The organism is Spirulina sp. LEGE 11439 (assembly GCF_059821285.1).
Map to the genome: position 1 here is coordinate 1 of NZ_JCAMRX010000078.1, position 22,010 is coordinate 22,010.

At 45.1% G+C, this 22,010-nt stretch carries 20 protein-coding genes and 1 pseudogene; 8 read left to right on the forward strand and 13 right to left on the reverse strand.

Going from position 1 to position 22,010, the window contains the following annotated elements; translation table 11 throughout:
* Positions 1-61 precede the first annotated feature (61 nt).
* The 4 genes from minD (at position 62) to AC6RV6_RS28150 (ending at position 3,674) form a co-directional block, all read left to right on the forward strand.
* Positions 62-859 (forward strand): septum site-determining protein MinD, encoded by a 798-nt coding sequence (gene minD / locus AC6RV6_RS28135; protein ID WP_500244234.1) that lies wholly within the window; start codon positions 62-64, stop codon positions 857-859.
* Positions 860-945: 86 nt separating this feature from the next.
* Positions 946-1,476 (forward strand): cell division topological specificity factor MinE, encoded by a 531-nt coding sequence (minE, locus tag AC6RV6_RS28140; protein ID WP_500244217.1) that lies wholly within the window; start codon positions 946-948, stop codon positions 1,474-1,476.
* Positions 1,477-1,654: 178 nt separating this feature from the next.
* A complete protein-coding gene (locus AC6RV6_RS28145; protein ID WP_500244218.1) occupies positions 1,655-2,521 on the forward strand; it encodes an Npun_R2479 family HD domain-containing metalloprotein in 867 nt (288 codons plus the stop codon).
* A gap of 40 nt (positions 2,522-2,561) precedes the next feature.
* On the forward strand, positions 2,562-3,674 hold the full coding sequence (locus tag AC6RV6_RS28150) for an ABC transporter permease (protein ID WP_500244219.1): 1,113 nt from the start codon (positions 2,562-2,564) through the stop codon (positions 3,672-3,674).
* Positions 3,675-3,705: 31 nt separating this feature from the next.
* Here the strand turns inward: AC6RV6_RS28150 and AC6RV6_RS28155 are convergent, their stop codons facing one another.
* Both AC6RV6_RS28155 and AC6RV6_RS28160 read right to left on the reverse strand, forming a co-directional pair.
* On the reverse strand, positions 3,706-4,938 hold the full coding sequence (locus AC6RV6_RS28155) for a response regulator (protein WP_500244220.1): 1,233 nt from the start codon (positions 4,936-4,938) through the stop codon (positions 3,706-3,708).
* A gap of 419 nt (positions 4,939-5,357) precedes the next feature.
* Complete coding sequence (locus tag AC6RV6_RS28160; RefSeq protein WP_500244221.1) at positions 5,358-5,513, reverse strand: hypothetical protein; 156 nt, start codon at positions 5,511-5,513, stop codon at positions 5,358-5,360.
* A 22-nt stretch (positions 5,514-5,535) separates the two neighbouring features.
* On the opposite strand from AC6RV6_RS28160, the gene AC6RV6_RS28165 reads away from it, so the two are divergent.
* Positions 5,536-6,294 (forward strand): HAD family hydrolase, encoded by a 759-nt coding sequence (locus tag AC6RV6_RS28165; protein ID WP_500244222.1) that lies wholly within the window; start codon positions 5,536-5,538, stop codon positions 6,292-6,294.
* A gap of 33 nt (positions 6,295-6,327) precedes the next feature.
* Positions 6,328-7,143, forward strand: coding sequence for a TlyA family RNA methyltransferase (locus AC6RV6_RS28170; protein WP_500244235.1), 816 nt, complete (start codon positions 6,328-6,330; stop codon positions 7,141-7,143).
* 56 nt (positions 7,144-7,199) lie between these two features.
* Here the strand turns inward: AC6RV6_RS28170 and AC6RV6_RS28175 are convergent, their stop codons facing one another.
* A complete protein-coding gene (locus AC6RV6_RS28175; RefSeq protein WP_500244223.1) occupies positions 7,200-7,661 on the reverse strand; it encodes an FHA domain-containing protein in 462 nt (153 codons plus the stop codon).
* A gap of 314 nt (positions 7,662-7,975) precedes the next feature.
* A complete protein-coding gene (gene psaK, locus AC6RV6_RS28180; protein WP_500244224.1) occupies positions 7,976-8,239 on the reverse strand; it encodes a photosystem I reaction center subunit PsaK in 264 nt (87 codons plus the stop codon).
* A 279-nt stretch (positions 8,240-8,518) separates the two neighbouring features.
* Between psaK and AC6RV6_RS28185 the strand changes: the two genes are divergently transcribed.
* On the forward strand, positions 8,519-9,985 hold the full coding sequence (locus AC6RV6_RS28185) for a leucyl aminopeptidase (protein WP_500244236.1): 1,467 nt from the start codon (positions 8,519-8,521) through the stop codon (positions 9,983-9,985).
* Here AC6RV6_RS28185 and AC6RV6_RS28190 read toward each other — a convergent pair.
* From AC6RV6_RS28190 to AC6RV6_RS28210, 5 genes are all read right to left on the reverse strand, one after another.
* Entirely contained in the window at positions 9,977-10,747 is a 771-nt protein-coding gene (locus AC6RV6_RS28190; protein ID WP_500244225.1) for a 16S rRNA (uracil(1498)-N(3))-methyltransferase, read from the reverse strand. The genes AC6RV6_RS28185 and AC6RV6_RS28190 overlap by 9 nt on opposite strands.
* A 19-nt stretch (positions 10,748-10,766) precedes the next feature.
* Positions 10,767-11,588, reverse strand: coding sequence for an MBL fold metallo-hydrolase (locus AC6RV6_RS28195; protein ID WP_500244226.1), 822 nt, complete (start codon positions 11,586-11,588; stop codon positions 10,767-10,769).
* 79 nt (positions 11,589-11,667) lie between these two features.
* Positions 11,668-13,944 carry a CHASE2 domain-containing protein gene (locus AC6RV6_RS28200; RefSeq protein WP_500244227.1) on the reverse strand — a complete coding sequence of 759 codons (2,277 nt, stop codon included), beginning with the start codon at positions 13,942-13,944 and terminating at the stop codon, positions 11,668-11,670.
* The gene (locus AC6RV6_RS28205) at positions 13,944-14,765 is read right to left on the reverse strand and encodes a DUF928 domain-containing protein (protein ID WP_500244228.1); all 822 of its coding nucleotides are present in this window, start codon (positions 14,763-14,765) and stop codon (positions 13,944-13,946) included. Before AC6RV6_RS28205 ends, AC6RV6_RS28200 begins: the two co-directional genes overlap by 1 nt.
* Before the next feature lie 167 nt (positions 14,766-14,932).
* A complete protein-coding gene (locus AC6RV6_RS28210; RefSeq protein WP_500244229.1) occupies positions 14,933-17,101 on the reverse strand; it encodes a protein kinase domain-containing protein in 2,169 nt (722 codons plus the stop codon).
* A gap of 295 nt (positions 17,102-17,396) precedes the next feature.
* On the opposite strand from AC6RV6_RS28210, the gene AC6RV6_RS28215 reads away from it, so the two are divergent.
* Positions 17,397-18,794 carry a diguanylate cyclase domain-containing protein gene (locus tag AC6RV6_RS28215; RefSeq protein WP_500244230.1) on the forward strand — a complete coding sequence of 466 codons (1,398 nt, stop codon included), beginning with the start codon at positions 17,397-17,399 and terminating at the stop codon, positions 18,792-18,794.
* 44 nt (positions 18,795-18,838) lie between these two features.
* Here the strand turns inward: AC6RV6_RS28215 and AC6RV6_RS28220 are convergent, their stop codons facing one another.
* The 4 genes and pseudogenes from AC6RV6_RS28220 to AC6RV6_RS28235 form a co-directional block, all read right to left on the reverse strand.
* On the reverse strand, positions 18,839-19,858 hold the full coding sequence (locus AC6RV6_RS28220) for a peptidoglycan-binding domain-containing protein (protein WP_500244231.1): 1,020 nt from the start codon (positions 19,856-19,858) through the stop codon (positions 18,839-18,841).
* Between the two features lie 66 nt (positions 19,859-19,924).
* Positions 19,925-20,512, reverse strand: a complete 588-nt coding sequence (coaE, locus tag AC6RV6_RS28225; RefSeq protein WP_500244232.1) for a dephospho-CoA kinase — start codon at positions 20,510-20,512, stop codon at positions 19,925-19,927.
* A gap of 104 nt (positions 20,513-20,616) precedes the next feature.
* Positions 20,617-21,465, reverse strand: coding sequence for an ABC transporter permease subunit (locus AC6RV6_RS28230; protein WP_500244233.1), 849 nt, complete (start codon positions 21,463-21,465; stop codon positions 20,617-20,619).
* Positions 21,466-21,800: 335 nt separating this feature from the next.
* Positions 21,801-22,010, reverse strand: a pseudogene (locus tag AC6RV6_RS28235) (hypothetical protein); the annotation flags it as partial.

Genomic DNA, 22,010 nt, shown 5'->3' on the forward strand with positions numbered 1-22,010 from the left:
ACCAGTCACCAGTCACCAGTCACCAGTCACCAGTCACCAGTCACCAGTCACCAATAATAAAATGAGTCGTATAATCGTCATTACCTCTGGGAAAGGGGGCGTTGGGAAAACTACTATTACCGCTAATCTTGGCAGTGCGATCGCCCAACGAGGTCATAAAGTGGCCTTAGTCGATGCAGACTTTGGCTTGAGAAATTTGGATTTGCTCCTCGGTTTGGAAAATCGAGTGGTTTATACCGCCATTGATGCGATCGCCGGTCATTGTCGCTTAACCCAAGCCCTCGTCAAAGATAAGCGCCAACCCCGCCTCGCCTTGCTTCCCGCCGCTCAAAGTCGCAATAAAGAGTCTGTTACCCCGGAACAGATGGAAAAATTGGTGAATGCGATCGCAGAATCTTTTGAGTATGTCATTATCGACTGTCCCGCCGGGATCGAACTGGGGTTTCGCAATGCCATTTCTGCTGCCAACGAAGCCCTCGTCGTCACTACTCCCGAAGTAACCGCCGTGCGAGATGCCGATCGCGCCATCGGACTACTCGAAGCCAATGACATCAAAGATATCAAGTTAATCGTCAACCGCATCCGCCCGGAAATGGTGCAACTGCACGATATGATGAGCGTTGAGGACGTACTGGAAATTTTAGCCATTCCCCCCATCGGTATCGTTCCCGATGACGAACGGATTATTATTTCGAGTAACAAGGGAGAACCCATCGTCATGGATAAAAATCCCACGCTTCCCGCGATCGCATTTCAGAATATTGCGAGGCGTTTGGATGGTGAAGAAATCCCATTTCTCGACCTCATGGCAGCCCACAACAACCTTTTTAACCGCCTTCGCCGCTTTTTCCGCAATTGATTAAAAGAAACGAGGAAGAAAGCTTATTCTCGCTCCTTTCCCACTATCAACTGTCAATTATCAACTCTTCATTCCCCCTCGCGTGAATGTTTAAACAACTCTGGGCTATGTTAAGCGAACTGCTCGAAAAACTCTTCGGTCGCCAGACGGTAAGCTCTAGTCTTACCGCCAAACAGCGCTTAAAGCTAGTCATTTCCCACGATCGCTCGGGTTTGAGTGCAGAGCGCATTGAGGCCATGCGAAAAGAAATTCTCGAAGTGGTTGCTCGTTATGTCGATATCGATACAGACTCTTCCGAATTTTCCCTCGAAAATGATGAAGGGATGACGGCTCTGGTGGCCAATCTTCCCATCCGTCGAATCGTTCCGACCCTAAAACCCGATAAAACCCCTGTAGAACCTCAACCCGAGCCAGCACCGTCAACTGGAGAAATTCCCCCTCGTGAAATTGACTCAACTCCAGAAATTGAGAGAGAACCCGAGCAACCCGACTCGGAAACCGAAACCGAAATAACAGCAACCGAGACAGCGATCGGAGAACCCGCCAATCATTCCCACGAGAAAGAACACGAAGAACTCGAACAACCTGAAGAAACGCCAAAACCCGAAGAGAGATAATCTCTCTGTCCCGAACGTTCTTTGCTAGAGTTGAACTAAGGAATAAATATCGCTGTTCGCGAACAGCGTTCATTGAAATAATTTTTTACTGTTTGCTGTTTTCCGAAATAGCCAATTGTTGAGGGGACAATACCAAACTGGTGCTGTTTGATTTTTGGTAGGGGGAGAAAGACCAATTGTGTTTAACGCCACGGAAATTTTGATTGATGAATTCGTTCGGAGGCTGCGAGATGGCTATCGCCGAACTTATGGTGGTTTAAAGCCAGATTATGCCGATATTATTGCTTGGGCAGGCAGCATGGCAATGGAAAATATTGCCAATAGCGATGCCTTGTACCACAATGTCGAACATTCGATTCTTGTGACCCTTGTGGGTCAAGAAATTCTGCGAGGAAAACATATTCGCGATGGTGGTGTTTCTTGTGAGGACTGGCTGCACGTTATTATTGCCCTTGTTTCTCACGATATTGGTTATGTGAAAGGCGTGTGCCGTCAGGATAACGAGAAAGAACGGCTTTATGCCACGGGAAAAAATGGAGAAATGGTTCACATCTCCTCGGGGTGTTCCGATGCGTCTTTGACCCCTTATCATGTCGATCGCGGCAAACTCTTTATTGACGAGCGTTTTGGCGGTCATCGATTAATCGATGCAGAATTGATCAAGCACAGTATCGAGTTAACTCGTTTTCCTGTTCCCAGTAAAAACGATGGCAGGAATACCACAAATTATCCCGGTTTAATTCGTTCTTCCGATCTCATCGGTCAACTGAGCGATCCTCGTTACTTAAAAAAAATTAGCGCTCTTTTCTACGAGTTTGAAGAAACCGGAGCCAATCAAATGATGGGGTTTAACAATCCGGGAGACTTGCGGCGTAATTATGCTAAATTTTATTGGGATGCAGTTTTTCCCTACATTCAAGATGCACTTCAGTATCTTGCTCTCACCCAAGAAGGTCAACAAATTCTGGCTAATCTCTATTCTAATGTTTTCGTTGTAGAACACGAACAAACAGCCGGAAAACTCCACAAGCAAATTGCATCTTAAACGCGTTGATAATTGTTCATTAATAATTAATACTTGAAATATGGATTGGTGGCGCAAACTCAGGAAAAATCCTCTCGCTCGTATAGGCGCAATTATACTGATTGTTTTTTATCTGACGGCAGTTTTTGCAGATTTTATTGCGCCGTATAATCCCTATGATTCTCAATTGGATGGCTCTCTTCTACCCCCTACGCAAATTCACTGGCATAATCCCTCGGGAAAATTCACAGGTCCTCATGTTTATCCGATAACCCAAGGGCCGACGGATCTCGAAACAGGCGATCGCGAACTGTTAGTCGATTTTTCCGAACCTTCTCCCATTCGTCTTTTTGCACGAGGAGTCCCTTATAATCTCTTTCAAATTAAACTCCCTTTACCTCCCAAGTTTGCGGAAACAACTGTGTTTCCGGGCATTCCTCTCGATATTCACTTATTTGGGACTGTGGGGAAGGGCCAAATTAATATTTTAGGCACGGACGAACAAGGACGCGATCAATTTAGTCGCCTTTTGTTTGGCGGCAGAATTAGCTTAAGTATTGGTTTGGTCGGAATTGCCATTTCCTTTCCTTTGGGAATGCTGGTGGGGGGAATTTCCGGCTATTTTGGCGGCTGGTGGGATGCAATTTTGATGCGCTTTGTAGAAATTTTGATGACGATTCCCACCATTTATTTATTGGTAGCACTGGCGGCTGTTTTACCTGCTGGACTAACTAGCACACAGCGTTTTCTGCTCATTGTCGCGATCACTTCTTTTGTCAGTTGGGCGGGTTTGGCGCGAGTGATTCGCGGACAAGTGCTTTCTCTAAAAGAACGAGAATTTGTAGATGCGGCACGAGCGATCGGAGCTAATCCAATTTATATTATCGTTCGTCACGTTCTGCCCCAGACAGCAACTTATATTATTATTTCGGCGACTTTAGCGATTCCTAGTTTTATTGTTGCCGAATCTGTTCTCAGTCTCATTGGTTTGGGCATTCAACAACCAGATCCCTCTTGGGGAAATTTACTTTCGGTTGCAACTAATGCCTCAATTTTAGTCTTGCAACCTTGGTTGATTTGGTCGCCGTCGGTGTTAGTGATTCTAACAGTTTTGGCGTTTAATCTTTTAGGAGATGGGTTACGAGACGCTCTCGATCCGCGCAGTTTACAGTAAACAGTTATCAGTTAGGAAAGGTCAAACTGTTTTACGCATTGGCGATCGCGAGTTGGGGATTATACTGATGTAAACTGAGGGCTGAGGTCGCAAGCTCTCGAGAAGTCCTGACGAGGGACTTGGTAGACTCAGTATTATTGGGGTTGAGATATTTCCCGAGCAATTCTTGGAGTTGTTCCCGTGCAATGGGTTTGAGAATGAGATCGTTAGCACCGACCATTTTCCCTCGGACGCGATCGACAATGCTTTTACTGCCGGTCATTAAAATGGTTGGGGTTTCTTGCAAGCAAGGCACCCGTCGCAGATGAGAACAGAGTTCGTATCCGTTCATCACGGGCATGACTAAATCCATGAGAATGAGGTCGGGTTTCTGCTGCATGAGTTCGGGCAGTGCTTGTACGGGATCGCTAATACTAATGCAGCGATAACCGAGTTGTTCTAATAATTCTTCCATTTGATAGCAGGCTTGGGAACTGTCATCGACACAAGCGACCAGAGGCCGAGAGGAGAGGTCTCGGGGAATGGGGGCGACAGTTGCTTTAAATGGTGCAGGGAAATCCTCGATCGCCTGCCACGCGATCGCATTTTGTTGGATGTAGTAGCAGAGAAGGCGAACGACGGCAGCAAAAGATTGTTTTCGGGTCGCGGCGAGATCCCAAAAACTGCGCTTGCCATTGAGGAGAGGTTTTAAATTGAGTAAACTCGCACTACTCGAACGCATTAATTCTTCAGAAAGTTGCAATTCTGGAGCGCGATCGGCATATTGGGGATCTAAACCGAGGGTTTGCCAGTCGCTTCGTAGTCGTTGCACTTCGCCAAAAAGAGATTTAAGTGTATTTGCAGGTAAGGATAATTCGGGATGGGCAATTTTAGCGAGTTTCCAGCCCGACTGCCATTGCCCTTTAATTTCTTTCTCGGCAGCGATCGCAAACAAAACTTCACGTAGAACAGTTTGAATTGTCACTCTTGCTTTAGCCGGACTCAAGGTTTGCTGGCTGACTTCTTGGAGGAGGGAATAATATTCCCAAGGATCTCGGTTTGCGGTGAGGGTAAAATTCGTCTGCACTTGATTTTTGATGGCGCGTTTCCATCGACGGACTCGAAATTGGCGATCGACTGCGTAGGCAATTTGACCTTGATTGAAAAATAACTGCCACTGCTTTTTACCTGCCGTCAGGGTTAATTTCCCCGTAACTTGCTTTTGATAGAGATTAGCAATAGTTTTATAGAGTTTGACTAAAGTTGGGGTAGAAGCAGTCATCATTCTTTTCGTTACTTTTTTTTACATCGTTGAGAGTATTCTATTCAACGAATGTGAAAAACCTGTGAAAGAAGAAAAGATTTATAAATGAGGATATTTCCCCATGAATTTTGCAAGGATACAATCGGGAATAGTGCGATCGCTGACACGGAAACGCTCTCAATTATTAGGTATTGCGTAATATTACGGAGAGTGTGTTAACTTAACTTGCCAAAGGAATACTGACGGGTCTCCTTTTAGAAAAGAAGATTATCAAAAATCTCAACTTATGCTTTCTCACATCTAAAATTAGATTGTCCTCCACCCTCAATTTTTTCTAACTTTTTCAGCAAGACCTAGTTATTTCCTATCATGCGGGGGTTCCAGCTTTGGCGATCTGGAATTTTTACGAGTCAATTCAACAACAAAATCCTTCATGGCTTTTATTGTAATGCGATCGCACTGCATATGATTAAATCTCGCGATAAGATCGATTCAATGAGAAGATGAGGAGTTGTTCTGCGATCGCAATTTATATTAGCGGCAGTATTGGGAATCGAGTATCGCGATCGCATCAATTCAATGAGAGGATAGAACATTGTTATTTGCCGATCGCACCTCATGCTAACTCCTTTAACGAATGCCCAATTTTTTCGCGAGATTCGCTTAATTGCGACGGATATGGACGGAACTTTGACACGGGATGAAAAGTTTACTCCTGCTTTGTTTCAAGCCTTAGAACGTCTCGCAGATGCTCCAATTCAGGTGTTGGTGACGACGGGGCGATCGGCAGGATGGGTGCATGGAGTCAAACATTATTTTCCCGTAGTCGGAGCGATCGCGGAAAACGGAGGTGCGTTCTATTCCCATGATTCTGATGTACCCCAAATGCTAACTCCGATTACAGATATCCCTCAACATCGTCAGAAACTCGCGGTGACGTTTCGCCAACTGCAAGCAAAATTTCCCCAACTGCAAGAAGCGGAAGATAATCGCTTTCGCCTTACTGACTGGACTTTTAGCGTGGAAGGATTAAGCGATCGCGACCTACAAACTCTTGGCAGTTTTTGTCAGCAAGAAGGCTGGGGCTTCACCTACAGCACGGTTCAATGCCATATCAAGCCCCTCAATCAAGATAAAGCAAACGGGTTACAGGTCGTTCTCGATCGCTACTTTCCCCATATAACCTCCCAACAACTCGTCACTGTTGGCGACAGTCCCAATGATGAATCTCTCTTCGATCGCGATCGCTTCCCGCATTCCGTTGGTGTGGCTAACGTTCTCAAATATCGCGATCGCTTGACCCATTGCCCCACCTATGTGACAACCCGGGCAGAATGCGAAGGATTTTGCGAATTAGTCGATTGTTTACTAGGATGACCCAACAACGAATAACGAATAACCCACAACCAAATTGTGAAACAAAGATTAGATTTACTCTTAGTTGAACGCCATTTCTCTGAGTCCAGACAGCAAGCCCAGAGACTCATTCGGGCGGGAGAAGTGAAGGTGAACGATCGCCTTCTCGACAAACCCGGAACGGAAGTAGATAGAGAAGCGACAATTACAGTTAAGAAAAAACCTCGCTACGTCTCTCGAGGGGGTGAAAAGCTCGAAAAAGCCCTGAATGAGTTCAAAGTACCGGTAGAGGGTCGTATATGCCTCGATGGGGGCATCTCTACTGGAGGGTTCACCGATTGTTTGTTGCAAGTCGGTGCAAAATTAGTTTATGGCGTAGATGTGGGCTATGGCCAAGTGGCTTGGAAATTGCGCCAGTGCGATCGCGTCATTCTCAAGGAACGCACCAATATTCGCTATCTTCAACCCGAAGCATTATACGGCGATAATCTTCACGCCAATTTGGGAGTGGTTGACGTTTCTTTTATTTCGTTAACCAAAATTTTAGAACCTTTCTGGAATTTGCTGGCTCTCCCCAAAGAAGCAATTTTGCTGGTCAAACCGCAATTTGAAGTCGGTAAAGAACGGGTCGGGAAAAAAGGAGTCGTCCGCAACCCGAAAGACCAAGCCGAAGCAATTTTTCGAGTTTTGGCAACTGCCCGGACATTAGGCTGGCGCGATCGCGGCTTAACCCACTCTCCCATTACCGGACCCGCCGGAAATATCGAATACCTTCTTTGGTTGAGTACCGAAGGAAATTGTCTCGATCTCGATTTAAGACAAATTCAACAAGAAACCGAAGCCGCGATCGCTCATCTCAAAACTGTTTAATCGTCAACGGTGACTGGTGTAGGGATGTTGCAAGCAACATCCCTACTGATAACTGTTCAGGTAATCAGCGTATCTTTAGATTTATCTTCACCGGGTAATTTTGGTAAAGGACGTTTAGAACCTCGCTTGAGTTTGTCGTCTAGATCGCCTTCTTCAATACGAATTTGGATTTGTGGCCCCGAACTGGCCAAGCGAATGATCATCCCATCCGTTACGGCAATTTTGGTAATGCGCTTGCCATCAATATAGGTTCCATTTGCCCCTAAATTGACCACTTCCCAACTTGACGAACCACTGGGGCGAACTTCAACGTGGTGGCGCGAGACCACCGCACTGTAGAGAATAACTTCATTATCTGTCGATCGCCCGATCCGAATGACTAAATTCGGTTCAAACGTCCAACTTTGAACCGGCACGGCCTGCAACGGATGCAGCAGAGTAAGCACGATGGCCGAGGTTGAATGATTCGAGTCCAGATTCGGATTGACTTGTAACTCTTCAGATGTTCCGGAGTTCATAGAAGTGGGTCAGGTAGCAAAATTTAACTTTACACTCAAAGTATACTCTGCCCTTTGTTTGGCGTAGAATTACTGTTTATTTTACAGGCTAAGGATGGTGATGACCAGATAATAATGACGCAATTTTTCTAAATCTTCAGTTCTGCCCGATCGCAATGGGCGAGAACGAGTTTACAGGAAAACAGCAAACCAATTATCCAGCATTTTCGTCAATCTCTACTAGATGTTTATTCCCCTCACCCCCGATCTGAGCAGGGGCAAAGGAAGAGGCAGAAGGAAAAGGAGCGCAGAATCTTGCTATCCTTCATCCTTGTTTACAGGACTCCTGCATTGCTCAACCCTAAAATCATTCCTGCACCGAGAAGGTGACCGAAACTGGTGGTTGCAAGAAGTTCGGGAATACCAAAACCTTTCCACAGTGCGGGTTTTGCAATGGGCAGATCGGGACCTTGTCCGGATTTTTGAATGGCAAAGCGACCGATCGCGATCGCAAAGAGATTACAAAAGATCATGACCAGAGCCACGCTAAAGTTCCATTCAATGGTTGTGGGCATGACAGCCAAGAGGGTGTAGTTCATTGTTTGTTAACGCCTCGCTTGTAAAAAAATTGACTAAAACCCTCAAGATTATAAGAATTCCTTAGTGAAAACTCGCTATTTGTTGCAATAGTTAATATTTGCTTAAATTTTCTTATAAATTAGGCAGTCTAAAATGAGAAATTGGCTGCGCGATCGCAAGCAATTATTGACTGGCAACACTCCATTTTTAATTTAAAGAGGGGGGTTTTTAATTAAAGAGAAGTGTTTTGCACAAAGGATTTATAATTGACTGTTGACAATCGAGCATTGAATCGACGCATGGAAATTAAAGCTGTAGATACGACACAATGGAATTGGCACGGCGATGCGCTGGCGATCGGGTTATTTGAAAATGCAGTAGAAATCATCGGCGATTTAGCTGCATTAGATAACAAACTCGACGGAACGATCGCGGAGTTAATCGCCGAAACCGAATTTGCGGGGAAAGCAGGCAGTGCTGTCGCAACTCGAGTGGGGACAAAAAATCCAGTTCGGAAAGTGATTTTAGTGGGATTGGGCAAAGCAGAGGAGTTAAAGTTAAATAAGATTAGAACCAGTACGGCGGCGATCGCACGCATTGCGAAAGCCGAAAAGGTAAAGCACCTCGGGATTGGGTTACCCATTGCGGAAGATGCGGCATTAACCGCCCGAGCGATCGCGGAAGGCTTGCTGTTAGCTTTGCACGTTGATAATCGTTTTAAATCGGAAGTTGAAGATAAGGGACACAAATTAACGACCGTAGAACTTTTGGGATTGGGCAACCAAGAGGCAGCCATTCAAATTGCCGAGGCGATCGCTTCAGGGGTCATTCTCGCTCGAGAGTTGGTGAATGCCCCAGCAAATGCCGTCACCCCCATTACCCTTGCGGAAACTGCGAGAGATATTGCCTTTAGCGGAGGGTTGGAATTAAAGATTTTGGAACAGGAAGATTGCGAAAAGTTAGGCATGGGATCTTTTTTAGGTGTAGCTCAAGCCTCAGATTTGCCCCCCAAATTCATTCATCTTATTTATAAGCCAACTGGCACGCCCCGCCGCAAAGTGGCGATCGTTGGTAAAGGGCTGACCTTTGATTCTGGTGGACTGAATTTAAAAGTGGGCAAGGGTATTGAAACGATGAAAATGGATATGGGAGGGGCAGGAGCGACTTTGGGAGCGGCCAAAGCGATCGCCCAACTCAAACCCGATGTGGAAGTGCATTTTATCAGTGCGGCAACAGAAAATATGGTCAGTGGCAAAGCGATGCACCCCGGGGATATTCTCACGGCTTCGAATGGGAAAACAATTGAGGTCAATAATACCGATGCAGAAGGGCGTTTGACTTTAGCCGATGCTTTAGTGTTTGCCGAAAAATTGGCAGTGGATGCCATTATCGATCTCGCCACCTTAACCGGGGCTTGCGTGATTGCCCTCGGTGAGGATATTGGCGGGCTGTGGAGTACCGATGAAAATTTAGTCCGAGAACTTCAGGAAGCGGCAGAATTAGCCGGAGAACAATTTTGGCAAATGCCGTTAGAAGAGAAATATTTTGAGGGGATGAAATCGCCCATCGCCGATATGAAAAATACCGGGCCGCGTTACGGGGGTTCGATTACGGCGGCCTTGTTTTTAAAGCAGTTTGTCGAGTCTACCCCTTGGGTGCATTTGGATATTGCCGGACCGGTCTGGGCGGATAAGGAAGGCGGTGTGAATAATATTGGTGGCACGGGATACCCGGTGCGAACTTTAGTCAACTGGCTTTTAGGTTGAGGTTGAGTCCTTCGGGGAGGGGAGATCGCTCTTCTCTTCTCTCTCATGGGCAGATCGAGGATAAGATGCGACCAGAGCAACTGATGCGATCGCGGCTGTAATTGCTCTGAGAATGCCTTGTGCCAAAGAAACCGACTCATAACCCATTGTTTTGGCTTCTTCTACTTCTCTTGTCGTCCAACCTCCTTCGGGTCCCGTTAACAAGACGATTTCTCTTCCTTCTCCGTTTTGCAAGCAAGATAGCAAAGAAGGATTGTTGCCCCGAGCAACGCAAATATACTTTTCCGCAGTTTGTACGGTTTGCAAAGATGCGCGAAAAGATTGAGGTGGGAGAATGGTGGGAACGCTCCCTCGTTCTGACTGTTCTGCGGCTTCTGTGGCGATTCTGCGCCATCGGATCGACTTTTGCGGACTGGGGCGGAGAAGCACGCGATCGCTAATAACCGGCACAAAAGTATCAACCCCTAACTCGGTACAACAGCGCACGATCTCATCAAATCCATTTCCTTTGGGCAACGCCACCATCAAGGTTAAGTTTATCTCGAATTCGCTGTCGAGAAATAGCGATTCGATTGCCATCGCTTCCTTACCCTCCAAAACCGCGATCCATGCTTTTCCTTGGCCATCCAGTGCCATAAAGCGATCGCCGTTCCTCAAACGCAAGACCCGGTGTAAATAATGCTGTTGTTCGGCAGTCAAAACAATCTGATTTTCCTGTCGCTGTCGCTCGGTAATGACTAATCGCTGAAGTTGAGAAGACATGAATTGAGTTCACAAATTATTAAGATAACTTGCCCTCTCGCTCGATCGCAGAACCGATGGCTGGATTATGAATGCGATCGTAGAATTCAAAAATTTGTCCGCGTTGAACAAATCCTAAAAAACCGGCAGTTTTGGCATCGGGGAGAGGACCGGGTTGATAGCCATACAACCACATTTTACGTTTCCATCGTTCCGGTAACTTCACTAATTCTTGATAGTGGGCGTGTACGGAACTGGGAAATCGTGCTGTCTCGCAATCGTGAAAAATAATATCAGCATTATCATAATATTCTTGAATCGCCTCGATCGCTATCTGAGTATCCGTCGTAATAAAAACTTTTTGTCCGCCCAAGGTAAAAAATATGCCATAACTGGGCATCAAAGCATAACCATTATCAATATGCAACACGCGCACTAAAAAAAATTGAATATCATTCCAAACAAAATAGCGATTGCGGTGCACTTTATGAACATTAAAAAAAGTGTCGAGATCGGCCAAATCATTCCCGATAGATTGCATTCCCCCAGCCAAACATCGATCCCATAACTCTGCTGCGACATCTTTACTGACATAGAGATTGGGTTTGGGACATCGGGCATCAAAAAATGTGGTTAGCCCGATAAACTCCATGCCACCGACATGATCTGCGTGTAAATGGCTGATGTAAATATCGGTAATATCTTGATACGAATAACCGCGATCGTGAAGGGAAAAGCGAATATCCGAACCGCAATCAATTAAAAGTTTGCGCCCAGTCTCATCCATTAAAAGCATATTGGACTGGTAATTATTGGCTCCTACCGTGAACGCCGAACCCGAACCCAAAAATAATAACTTCATCGCTCTTTCCATGAGTGTTTGCTGTGACCGGATGAAGGGTGAAAGAGAACGAATATCATCCAGCCTTCGGATTCCAGATTTATCCTTCTAGAGTTTGGTAGATTTCTTGTAACTTTTGATTGATTGTAGGTGGCTTTGCCGTAAATTTAACATAAAAAGTGTTAGTTTCACTTTCTTTTTCCATTACTTTTGCATAAACATCTTCACCGATTGTGACTTCATCGGTATCTGTCGCCTCGAGATTGAGAAAATTCAACTTTATATTTTGTAATGCTGTGGGTTTTTCGCCATTACCATTGTTTTCAAATTGAATTCCCCCCCCTTTATTAGACAAGCAGATCAACTTTCCTCGGGTCGCATCTACACCGATATGCTTACCTTCTAAGACTGTATATTGCAGCAGTAGAGATTGAGTTAAAGAGAAAAATATCTCTTCTTCTTTGTCTAGAAAAAGTTGATATTCACCGCCAATACCACTAATTTCGTAGATGGTAATTGGCTTGGTTACACCTTTGGGGGAAACTTCTTTTTGCCCGTCGATGCGAATATTGTCACCGGCTTCTTTGAGGGTGATTTGCGGTACGAGAATTTGCCCTCCAGTCGTGTAGGATTCAATACGATAAGTGAGATTGACTTGCGAGCCAACTACGCCGTATTTAGTGCGCTTTTCCGAGCCGATATTGCCGACCACAACTTCCCCAGTATTAATGCCGATGCCCATTTCCAGATCGGGTAAATCCCATTTTCTCATTTGCACATTTACGGCGGCCATGGCTTGCTGCATGGCGATCGCACAGGCGATCGCGCGACGGGGATCGTCTTCTCTTACCGTGGGTGCGCCAAAAAGAACGAGAATACCATCTCCCATAAATTCGTCGATGGTGCCTTGATAATGGGTAATGACATCCGCCATATATCCCAAATAAAAATTCAGGATCTTGACCACCCGTTCCGGGGGAAGGCGTTCGGAAAGTGCTGTAAATCCGCGTAAATCCGAGGTTAAAATTGTAATTTTGCGACGTTCTCCGCCCATCTTCAATCCTTCGGGATTTTCGAGAAGATTGGCCACGACTTCATCGGTGAGGTAGCGCCCGAAGGTTTTGCGAATATCTCCTGCCGATCGCGCAATGTAGGCAACGATCGCGACTGTCGATCCCATCAATGCCAAAAAAGGAGGCACGATCGGAATCCACCATCCTGCCACCAAGGCCCAGTAAGTTCCCCCGAGCAATGCCAACCCCGCGATCGCGATATAACCGAGGCGAATGCTGGCCCGCCAATGATTGGCTCCGACATGGCGAATCGTCCAAGCGATAGAAGCGCCCATCCCCGACCAGAGAACAATCCAACCCCATTCTAAGGGTTCGGGCCAGCTTCGCATTAAAGCGCGATCGTTGAGAACGGCGCTGAGAATTTGGCTGGTGAGATGAGCGTGAATTTCCACTCCCGGCATGGCTTGAGGCAGCCCAATTAGCCCCGTACTATAAGGGGTAAAAAAGGCATCATTGGCACTTTCTCCCACTGCTCCGATCAGAACGATGCGATCGCTCGCCCAATCAGAGGGAATCTTATCTTCAAGAACATCAGTGAGGGAAACTTGCTGGAAAGAGGTCCCAGAACTGCGATAATTCAAAAGAATTTGATAATCTCCCGTTTCCGTGCGAATGTATCCCCCCTCATTGGCATCGAGGTCGCGAAAAACCGTATCTCCTAACTTCCACCAATTATCCGTCCCCTCAGCAATTTCGATGCCAATGCCCTCCCCATCCAAATAGCGAGCGGCGAGATTCATGGCAAAACCGGGAACCCATTGGTCGGGGGTATCCGCGTTGGCCACTGTGAGCAAACCGCGACGCACTTTATTATCGGCATCCAGAATATTATCATTGGCTCCGACTTGACCTTTGGCTTTTAAAGTCGGAGGCGGATCGACAGTTTCTCGTTCGCTGTCCCCAGATACCTTTTGAATGCCGATGAGATTTGGGGTTGACTCAAAAACTTTAACCAAGTCCTCATGACCGGGTTCCACGGGCTGAGAACGATAAATATCCAAACCGATCGCCCTCGGGTTTTGGTCCTTGAGTTTTTCCAGCAATTGAGCGTAAATCGCATCGGGAAAGACTAACTTTCCTTGCTGGCGATAATCTTCTTCCGTTAAGCCGACAATCACAACGCGATCGTCAGGTTTTTCTGAGGGGCGCAGGCGCAAAAATTGGTCGTAAGCCGCCCATTCCCAGCTTTGCAGCAGCCCGAATAGACGAAGAAGAATAATGAGCGCGGCAACAGCCGGCGTTGTTATCCAAACGCCTCGCCATTGCCACGCCCAATGCTGAAAGGATTGTGTCGTTTTGCCCATCAAAATTCCAGACTCAGATCTTCGGGTTCGGGAACGCAGTAATCGCTACTATTCTGACAGGAAATGAAAGGAATTGATTCTAATTGGGAAAGATTAATCGATTTGAGTAATCCCGACCATTCGTTAGCATGGGAATCTCGCAGCTTGGCTGTTAAATTCAGGGTTTCATTCCAAATCGCAGCAGAGGCATATTCATTGGCTTTGTCTACCAATGTTGCGGGACTCATATTATCCAAATTGGTCGGGAGAGGCTCTGAGCGATCGACTCGTTGAAAGACTCCTTGGACAAAGCGATCGAGGTCATATTTTTCCGGATCGCAGTGAATTGAGAATGACCAAGTATAAGTTTTTCCGGGTTGTAAATTGGCTCCTTCTAATTTATAGCGAACGATGCCTCCAGCTTCGCTCAAGGTATCGGGAATCGAGGTTGTTCCCACATAGACTTCTTCGGGTGGGTTGCGAGGTTGAGTGGGAGCTAAAATGACCACGGTGGCCGAAAGTTCTTCCCGGGTTAGTTTTTTCGGAATATAGACATACAATGTCGGGTCTGAATCTGCCGTTTTGATCAAGGTATCTTCTGGAATCAAGGCAGTGAGGGGTTCTACATTCGACCCTTCTTCGAGACAGGAGGTTGCAAGGGTACGGGAACCCCCACCGTAAGTCCGACTTAGGGTTCCACCTCCTGAAGGAGCGGTTTGCGGAAAATCAACACTCACGAGAAACTCGGGGATGGCTTGGCTGGCAGGAGACCCGACAAGCAGGCTCGTACCCAGCAGGGCTGATAAAATGCTAAGAGACTGAATCTTGTTACGAAAACCCATGTTTAATCTTTCTCCGACTGAGAGGCGCTCAACTCAATTGTTTTTAATTGTTTTTATATGATGGCAATTAGCGCGTTCGAGTTCCATGCGCTCGAGCGATAACTCTAGGATAACTCACGATCGCGGGTCTGTTCCATGAGTCATTCGGCGAGAGGGAAATGGGCAATTTAACTGAAGATGGAGGCAATCTCTTGCAGGCGTTCCCCCGGATTAAAGGCGAAAAGTAGAGAAGTGGAAATTTGACTGACTTGTTGGGAGGAAGAGGGCGAATTTGTCCCGACGGTTTGCTGGCGAATTTTTTGTTTTTGGGAGTATTCGATCTGTTTTTCTTGAGCGATCGCTCCGGCTGGAGTGTCGGCTGGAATCACGTTGAGAAATTTAATGGCTTCGGCAAAATGGCGATCGGCTGCGAGATCGTAGGCGCGTTGCAGGAGTGCCATGGCGCGAATGCGTTGTTTTTGCCCGTATTCTTCAAGTTTGGGCTGGACCTTTGCCCCAATGGTGGTATAAGCAGAAATTTTTTGCAAATGGGCAAGGGCGGCGGTAAAGTCTTTTTCAGCCGCTCGCTCGAAGGCTTGTTGCAAGAGGTCGCGGGCTTCGGTTTCGGCTTGGGGAACGGCTTCCTTGCGTAGGGGTTTGAGTTGTTTTTGCCAGTATTCAATGGGCGGAACTAAAGCGGCTTCCGTGATGGTTGTTTGCCAGTCCTGTTGCTCAAAGGCCTCTCGGGCGGCATTAAAGTGCAGTGAAGCCTTACTCCACTCTTGTTGCCATTGAGCGATCGCTTTTTGAGATTGTTCGTAGGCGGGACTATCGGAGGAGACGGTGCGAGCAAGGGCGATCGCGTCTTCGAGTCGGCCTTGATGCAAGTGACGTTGTGCCTTCGCAAAGCGCACTTCTCCGGGGTCGGTAGCGCGGCTGTCAGCGAGGGTATAGAGACCGAGAGCAATCGCAAAGGTATTGACGAGGGCAGCGAGAACCCCCATTTTCACCAGCATTCCCATCAAAGAGGGATTGAGATAACGAGAAGAGACTTTGGTGAAAGGAGTCGAGACGGAGGTGATGGGAGTATAGTGTAGTGCAGCTTCGAGTTCCTCATTCCCTCGAGAGGGTTCTATTTCTTCAAGGTCGCTTTCTTCGACCCATTCAGTGTGGGTGGGTTTTTTGATAAATTTAGAGGAGAGTTCGGGATAAGGAGAAGTCTCTATTGCTGTGGAGGTCTGATTGGGCAAGCCAGAGTTATCGAGGTAGTGACTGCTCACTTTTCGGAAAGAGTCTCTCGCTTTAGCCAGTAAGGGTTGCAGGTCGGCGAGGACTTCTCGGGCGCTGAGGTAGCGATCGTTCAAGCGATCGCGGGTCATATTGGCTAAAATTTCTGCCAATTCCGGGCTATAGGAAACTTTGGCCAGATGTTGCCATTGAAGTTCATTGCTAGTGAGGTCGAGTTGCAACTTGGCAGGGTTTAACCCGGTTAACATCTGGATGGCAACGATCCCCGTTGCATAAAGATCGCTGGCAGCTTGGGGTTGGCCGATCAGTTGTTCGGGGGCAAGATAGCCCGAGGGGCTAACGGCGACGGTGGGCGCGAGATTCATGCCGTTAACCATGTGACGATGAATGGGTTGCGCCGCCCCAAAATCAATGAGCATTAATTTACCGTCTTTGGTGCGTCGCAAAATATTGTTGGGCTTAATATCGCAATGAATCACCCCTTGGGTGTGGATAAAGTCTAAAACTTCGAGGATATCCCGTAAAAAATAGATCGTTTTGGCTTCTCGTTCGTCGGACTCTTCTCGGCAACCTTCGGAAATTTCGCGATCGAGGAGGGTGAGTTCGGTGTTAAGAATATGCCCGATAATTAGTTCCTGTACTAAATAAAGTCCTTGATTTTCCTCAAAGCAATCGAGAAAACGCGGAATCTGGGTATGATAGCTCAATTTTTTGAGGGTTTCAGCTTCTGTGACAAAAATCCGCCGACTGGTTTTGAGAAGGTTGGGGGATTCTCGATCCGAGGGATAATATTTTACCGCGCATCGAGGACGATCGGGTTGGGAGAGGTCGCGGGCGAGATAAGTGTGTCCGAGGGAGCCAGAATTTAAAAGCTGGAGAATCTCGTAACGACGCTTGAGAATTTGTCCGACAGGTGAGTAATACACTTTGCGATTTAACCAAGCTACTAATTGTCCGGGTTGCCCCGTTCTCAATTTCGTTTTTCTGGCTTTAATCTCTGTCTCCGGATAATTTACGCAAAATTTTTCTCGTTTTTGAGGATGCGGCGGAAACGGTTGGGGTTTAGAAGCAAGAGTAATCGGGAAATTACTATGGGTTTGTCCAATCAATCCAGAAATTAACGATCGCGATCGCGCCTATCATCAGCTAGATAATTTACTACAATTTATTAAAGCCACTAACTTTTCTATTATCACTTTGAAAATACTAGGAATCAAGAGAAAAAGAGAACTCACTTAGATTGATTTCGCTTTATGAAGAATGTAGCGATCGCTCGCGACTCCTTTTGATGCGATCGCGCCAAAATAGGTCGAACACATTAACTTTGCGATTGAAATAGCTACGCTTGAGATAATAGAGTTGATGTGGTTGATAAATTTTTCTCCTGAATTGGATCGATTTTCCATGAATCCCGATTTTAGTGCATCACCCCAAGGCATTTTAATTGTCGATGATTGTCTCGACGATGCAAAACGCTTGTCTGTATTGCTGACGCAACGAGGGTATCGCGTGCAGATCGTGCAGCAAGGCCAACAAGCCTTGGAAGAGGTCTCGCGATCGGAACTCGATTTAATTTTGCTTGATGTCAATCTCCCGGACATGAATGGCTACGATCTGTGTCAGCAACTCAAAACCGACTCCAAAACACGAGAAATTCCGATTGTGTTTATCAGCAGCCTCGATCGGGTTTGGGATAAAGTGAAAGCTTTTTCTGTGGGAGGAAGGGATTATATTACTAAACCCTTTCACGATGCTGAAATCCTTGCTCGTATTGAAAATCAATTGAGTATTCGTAATGCTCTCAAGCTCTTGATGATGCACAATGCCCTTTTAGCGGAAGAAATTCGCGAACGTCAGCGTGTTGAAAAAGAATTGCGCCTTTCAGAAGAAAAGTTTGCCAAAGCATTTCGTTCTAATCCTAACGCGATTACGATTACTCAATTGAGCGATGGTTGCCATATTGATGTTAATGAAGCCTTCTGTCAAGTCACAGAATATGCTCGTGAAGATGTCATCGGACGCACGGCTATGGATTTGGGGTTATGGGTTGATTCTGATTTGCGAACTCAGTTATTCAAACATTTAACAATGTATGGGGTTATTCGCAATTATGAGTTTCAGTTTTGTACGAATTCAGGAGCCTTGCGAACGGCATTACTTTCAGCAGAAATTATTACCATTCACGGTCAAGAATGCTTGCTTTCGCTCTCTAATGATATTACCGATCGCGTGCGTGCGGAACGTGCTTTACAAGAGGCAAATGAGGAATTACAACGCCTCGCACTTCTGGATGGATTAACACATATCGCCAATCGACGTTATTTTAATACCGAAATTGCCAAAGTTTGGCAGAACTTAATGTCAACAGAGGAGGTTCTTTCTTTAATTTTGTGCGATGTTGATTATTTTAAACATTATAACGATTGTTATGGTCATTTAGCTGGTGATGGATGTTTGCAATGGGTGGCACAGGCGATTGAAAAAGCACTCGAAGAACAAGAAATAGCTGATATAGAATATTTACTTGCTCGTTATGGAGGAGAAGAATTTGCTGTAATTTTACCTCATATTGATGCTTGCAAAGCATTAGAGATTGCTAACAGTATTCGCCAAGCCGTAGAAAATTTAAAAATCTCTCATGCGCGTTCATCATTGGGTGATTATGTTACTTTAAGTTTGGGAGTTGTGACGACGATTCCTTCTAGTGAATTTTCCCCAGAAGCACTAATAGGTGTAGCAGATTTAGCATTATATGAAGCCAAAGAACGCGGCAGAAATCAAGCTGTTTATGAAAATTTTTGAGTTTGTTGTTTGTTATTAGTAAATTTTTCACTGATAGTTGATAACTAAAAAGAGCATTCTATTTCTATATTTTCAGTTTTTGCTCTGAGAATATTGCAGGTACTGAAACCGACAATACCATCGGCGAGAAGGTTATTTTGTTGCTGAAAGTTGCGGACAGCTAGTTCTGTAGAAAGACCATAATCACCATCAATATTTAAAGTGTAATAGTTTAATTCTTTGAGTATCTTTTGTAAAAGAGTGACATCAGAACCGCGATCGCCGCGTTTAAGGATAGGTCGAAATAATGAAGTTTGCGAACTTGAAGAAAGAGTGCGAGAGTTTCTTTCTAAATTTAGAGGATTTCTTTGATTTGCTACAGAAAAATTTCTCTGTCTTGTTGTTGTATTACTTGTATTCTTGCGAGTTGAAGTTGGTACTTTCGTTTCTTGATTTTCTGAAGGCTGTTCTGAATTTGTACTTTGAGTGGTGGAGGATGAAGCAATTTTAGCATCCTTATTCTCTGATTTTTCTGTTTTCTTTTCTACTGAAGTATCTCGATCGCTTGTTCTTGGTTCTACTTCTGTCTTATTAGTATCACTCAGTCTTGTTGATTCTGATAGTGTTGTTTGTTGCTCATTTTTAGTTATTTCTTCATTTTTCTCTATCGATCGCTTTTCTTGAGGATTGCTGGTTTTGCTTTCTGGTTTGCGATCGCTAGTTTTTTTCTGATTCGTTTGACTTGAAATTAACTCTCTTTCTGGTTGATTAACTGTTCTTTTTTTGCCTCCGCCTATCAAGGATTGAGTTGCAACTTGAACTGAGGTGTAAATAGCCAATAAAAAACCAAGAAATAAACTTGCAAATATTGACAAGCGAACCTCTTGACTTCTACGTTTTAATAACAAGAAAGCCAGAAATAAAAAGATAAAAACAGAGAGAAAAATTAGACCTAAATAGTTATTATTAGAGTTAGAGTTAGCAAAAGTAGACGATTGAGTATCTAATCGTTCTGAGTTTTGCTCTTCTCTAGAAGTTTGAGCAATTTTCCAAGTTTCTCTGGAAAAGAAAACAGTTTCTATCATTGTTGTTTGTTGTTGATTGTTTGCTTTGACCTCTAATAATCTGTTACTTAATAACCAATAATGAACTTATTCGAGCGATTTTAATGCCGCATCTATTTGGTGCAGTAAATATTCGACAGTGGAGGAATTATCTAACACGATATGAGCCGCCGCAATTTTCTGTGTTAGAGGTATTTGGCTCTTAATTCGCGATCGCGCTTGTTCTCGGGAAAGTCCATCGCGATCGCATAAGCGTTGTAGTTGTTGTTCGCAGGAACAGGAAACAACCCAAATACTATTGACAAAATTCGTCATATCTGCTTCAAATAAAAGCGGAATGACTAATACTGCAATTGTAGCGTTGAGGGTTGCTAATTCTGCAACAAAGCGATCGCGCACATAGGGATGAATTTGTGCTTCTAGCCAGTTTTTCTCTTCAGGATGAGAAAAGACAATTTCACCTAGTTTTTTGCGATGAAGACGATTATCGGCAAGGAGAATCTCTCGACCGTAGCGCTGTACAATTTGAGCGAGGATAGGAGAATTGCGAGCGACGGCTTCTCTGGCATAAAGATCGGCATCGAGAATGGGAAGGTGATGCACGCGATCGAGATACTGAGAAACTGTCGTTTTTCCTGTACTAATTCCTCCTGTCAAACCAATACGATAGATCATTTTTGTTGTTCGCTTGTATTTCTATTAAGGAATAGCGAAATCAAAAGAAGTCAAAATATTGTTTAGATTCCGAAGCCAAATAACCAACAACCAACCACTAATAACTAACTCGTTAAATCTTGTTGGCGAAATAATAACCATGCTGCGATCGCTAAAACAATAACCCAAAGTGTAATGCCAAAAGCAGCGAAATTCGGAGTGACAAATAGTTTCATGAATTCTTCTATTCTGTCTTCCGGAATATTCGTTGGCATTTGTCTAATTGCAGCTTGCGTGAGTTGAAAAGGCAAATAAAGTGTTAGTCGAGAGAGAGGTGCATTAGAGAAATTTCCTGCTGCAGCAAGAACAGGTTCGATGATAAAAACGTACAATAAAGTAATTGTATTGGTTGCGGCAATAGAACGGGTTAAAATGGCAATAGGAAATGCGATCGCAATACAAGGTAACAGAGCTAAAAAGAATCGAGGAGCTTGTAAGAAAAGAGAGCCAATTTCTGCGATCGCGATCTCTCCTCCCATCGGAATAGTGAGCGGAAGTGCCAATGCTAAACCGAAAACAAGAGAAACGATAATAAACAGTAATGCGATCGCTGCCAGTGCGGTAAATTTAGCCCCTAGAAGTATCGTGCGCCCGATCCCATGACTTAAATATAGATGCAGGGTGCGCCATTGATATTCAGAAGTTGCGATCGCAGCGGTTAAAATCAATAAGGAAAATCCGCCGAGACTCAGAGCAAGAGAAAGAGCAAGCTCGACCCCTGCTGCTCCTGCGAGACCTTGTTTCAAAGAAACTTTGAGTTGTGGATCGCTAACCAGTTCAAAGGCAAATAATCCTCCTAAGAAAATAAAGAGAAGCACGCCCACTAGCAATCCTAAAAAGAATAAAAATAAGGGGCGTTTAATCGTTTTTTCTAATTCAATTACAACTAAATTCCAAAACACGAGAATTCCCATTAACAGTTAATAGTTAACAGTTAAGCGCAAATAGTTCTAAAATACAAGAGAGAGTCGGGATTCCTCGTCAACCAGCTAATAGTTCGCAACAATTCAACAACCCCAACGCAAGGCGATGGGGATTGCGAGACAAATCGTAGTTTAAACGTTGAATACCGCATTGAGTCTTGATTCGGTATAGACCTCCGAATGCTTCTCTAGTTCGGAATCACTCTAAGGCAATTTGTCTTGCCGCTATTCAGTTAGGACATCTGAGTCAAGATGCGGGAAGAGACTAATCACTTTCACTTGCGAGGTTTATCACCATGCAGCGAGTACCTTTGACCCTCCCCGCTCTAAAGAGACGGGGATTCGGAAGTAGTCCAGTAACGAACTCTTACAGGCGTAGTCAAAGCGCCGCTACTGACTCCTTTAAGACATAATCCTAAAGTTGCCGCTACTTCTCTTGCTTGGTTGGATATGCGGAGGAAACCTCCGCATCCCCCAAGCGCTTTTCTTAAAATATTGGCTGCACCATTTGCATCAGCGTTAACTAACCAGCCATT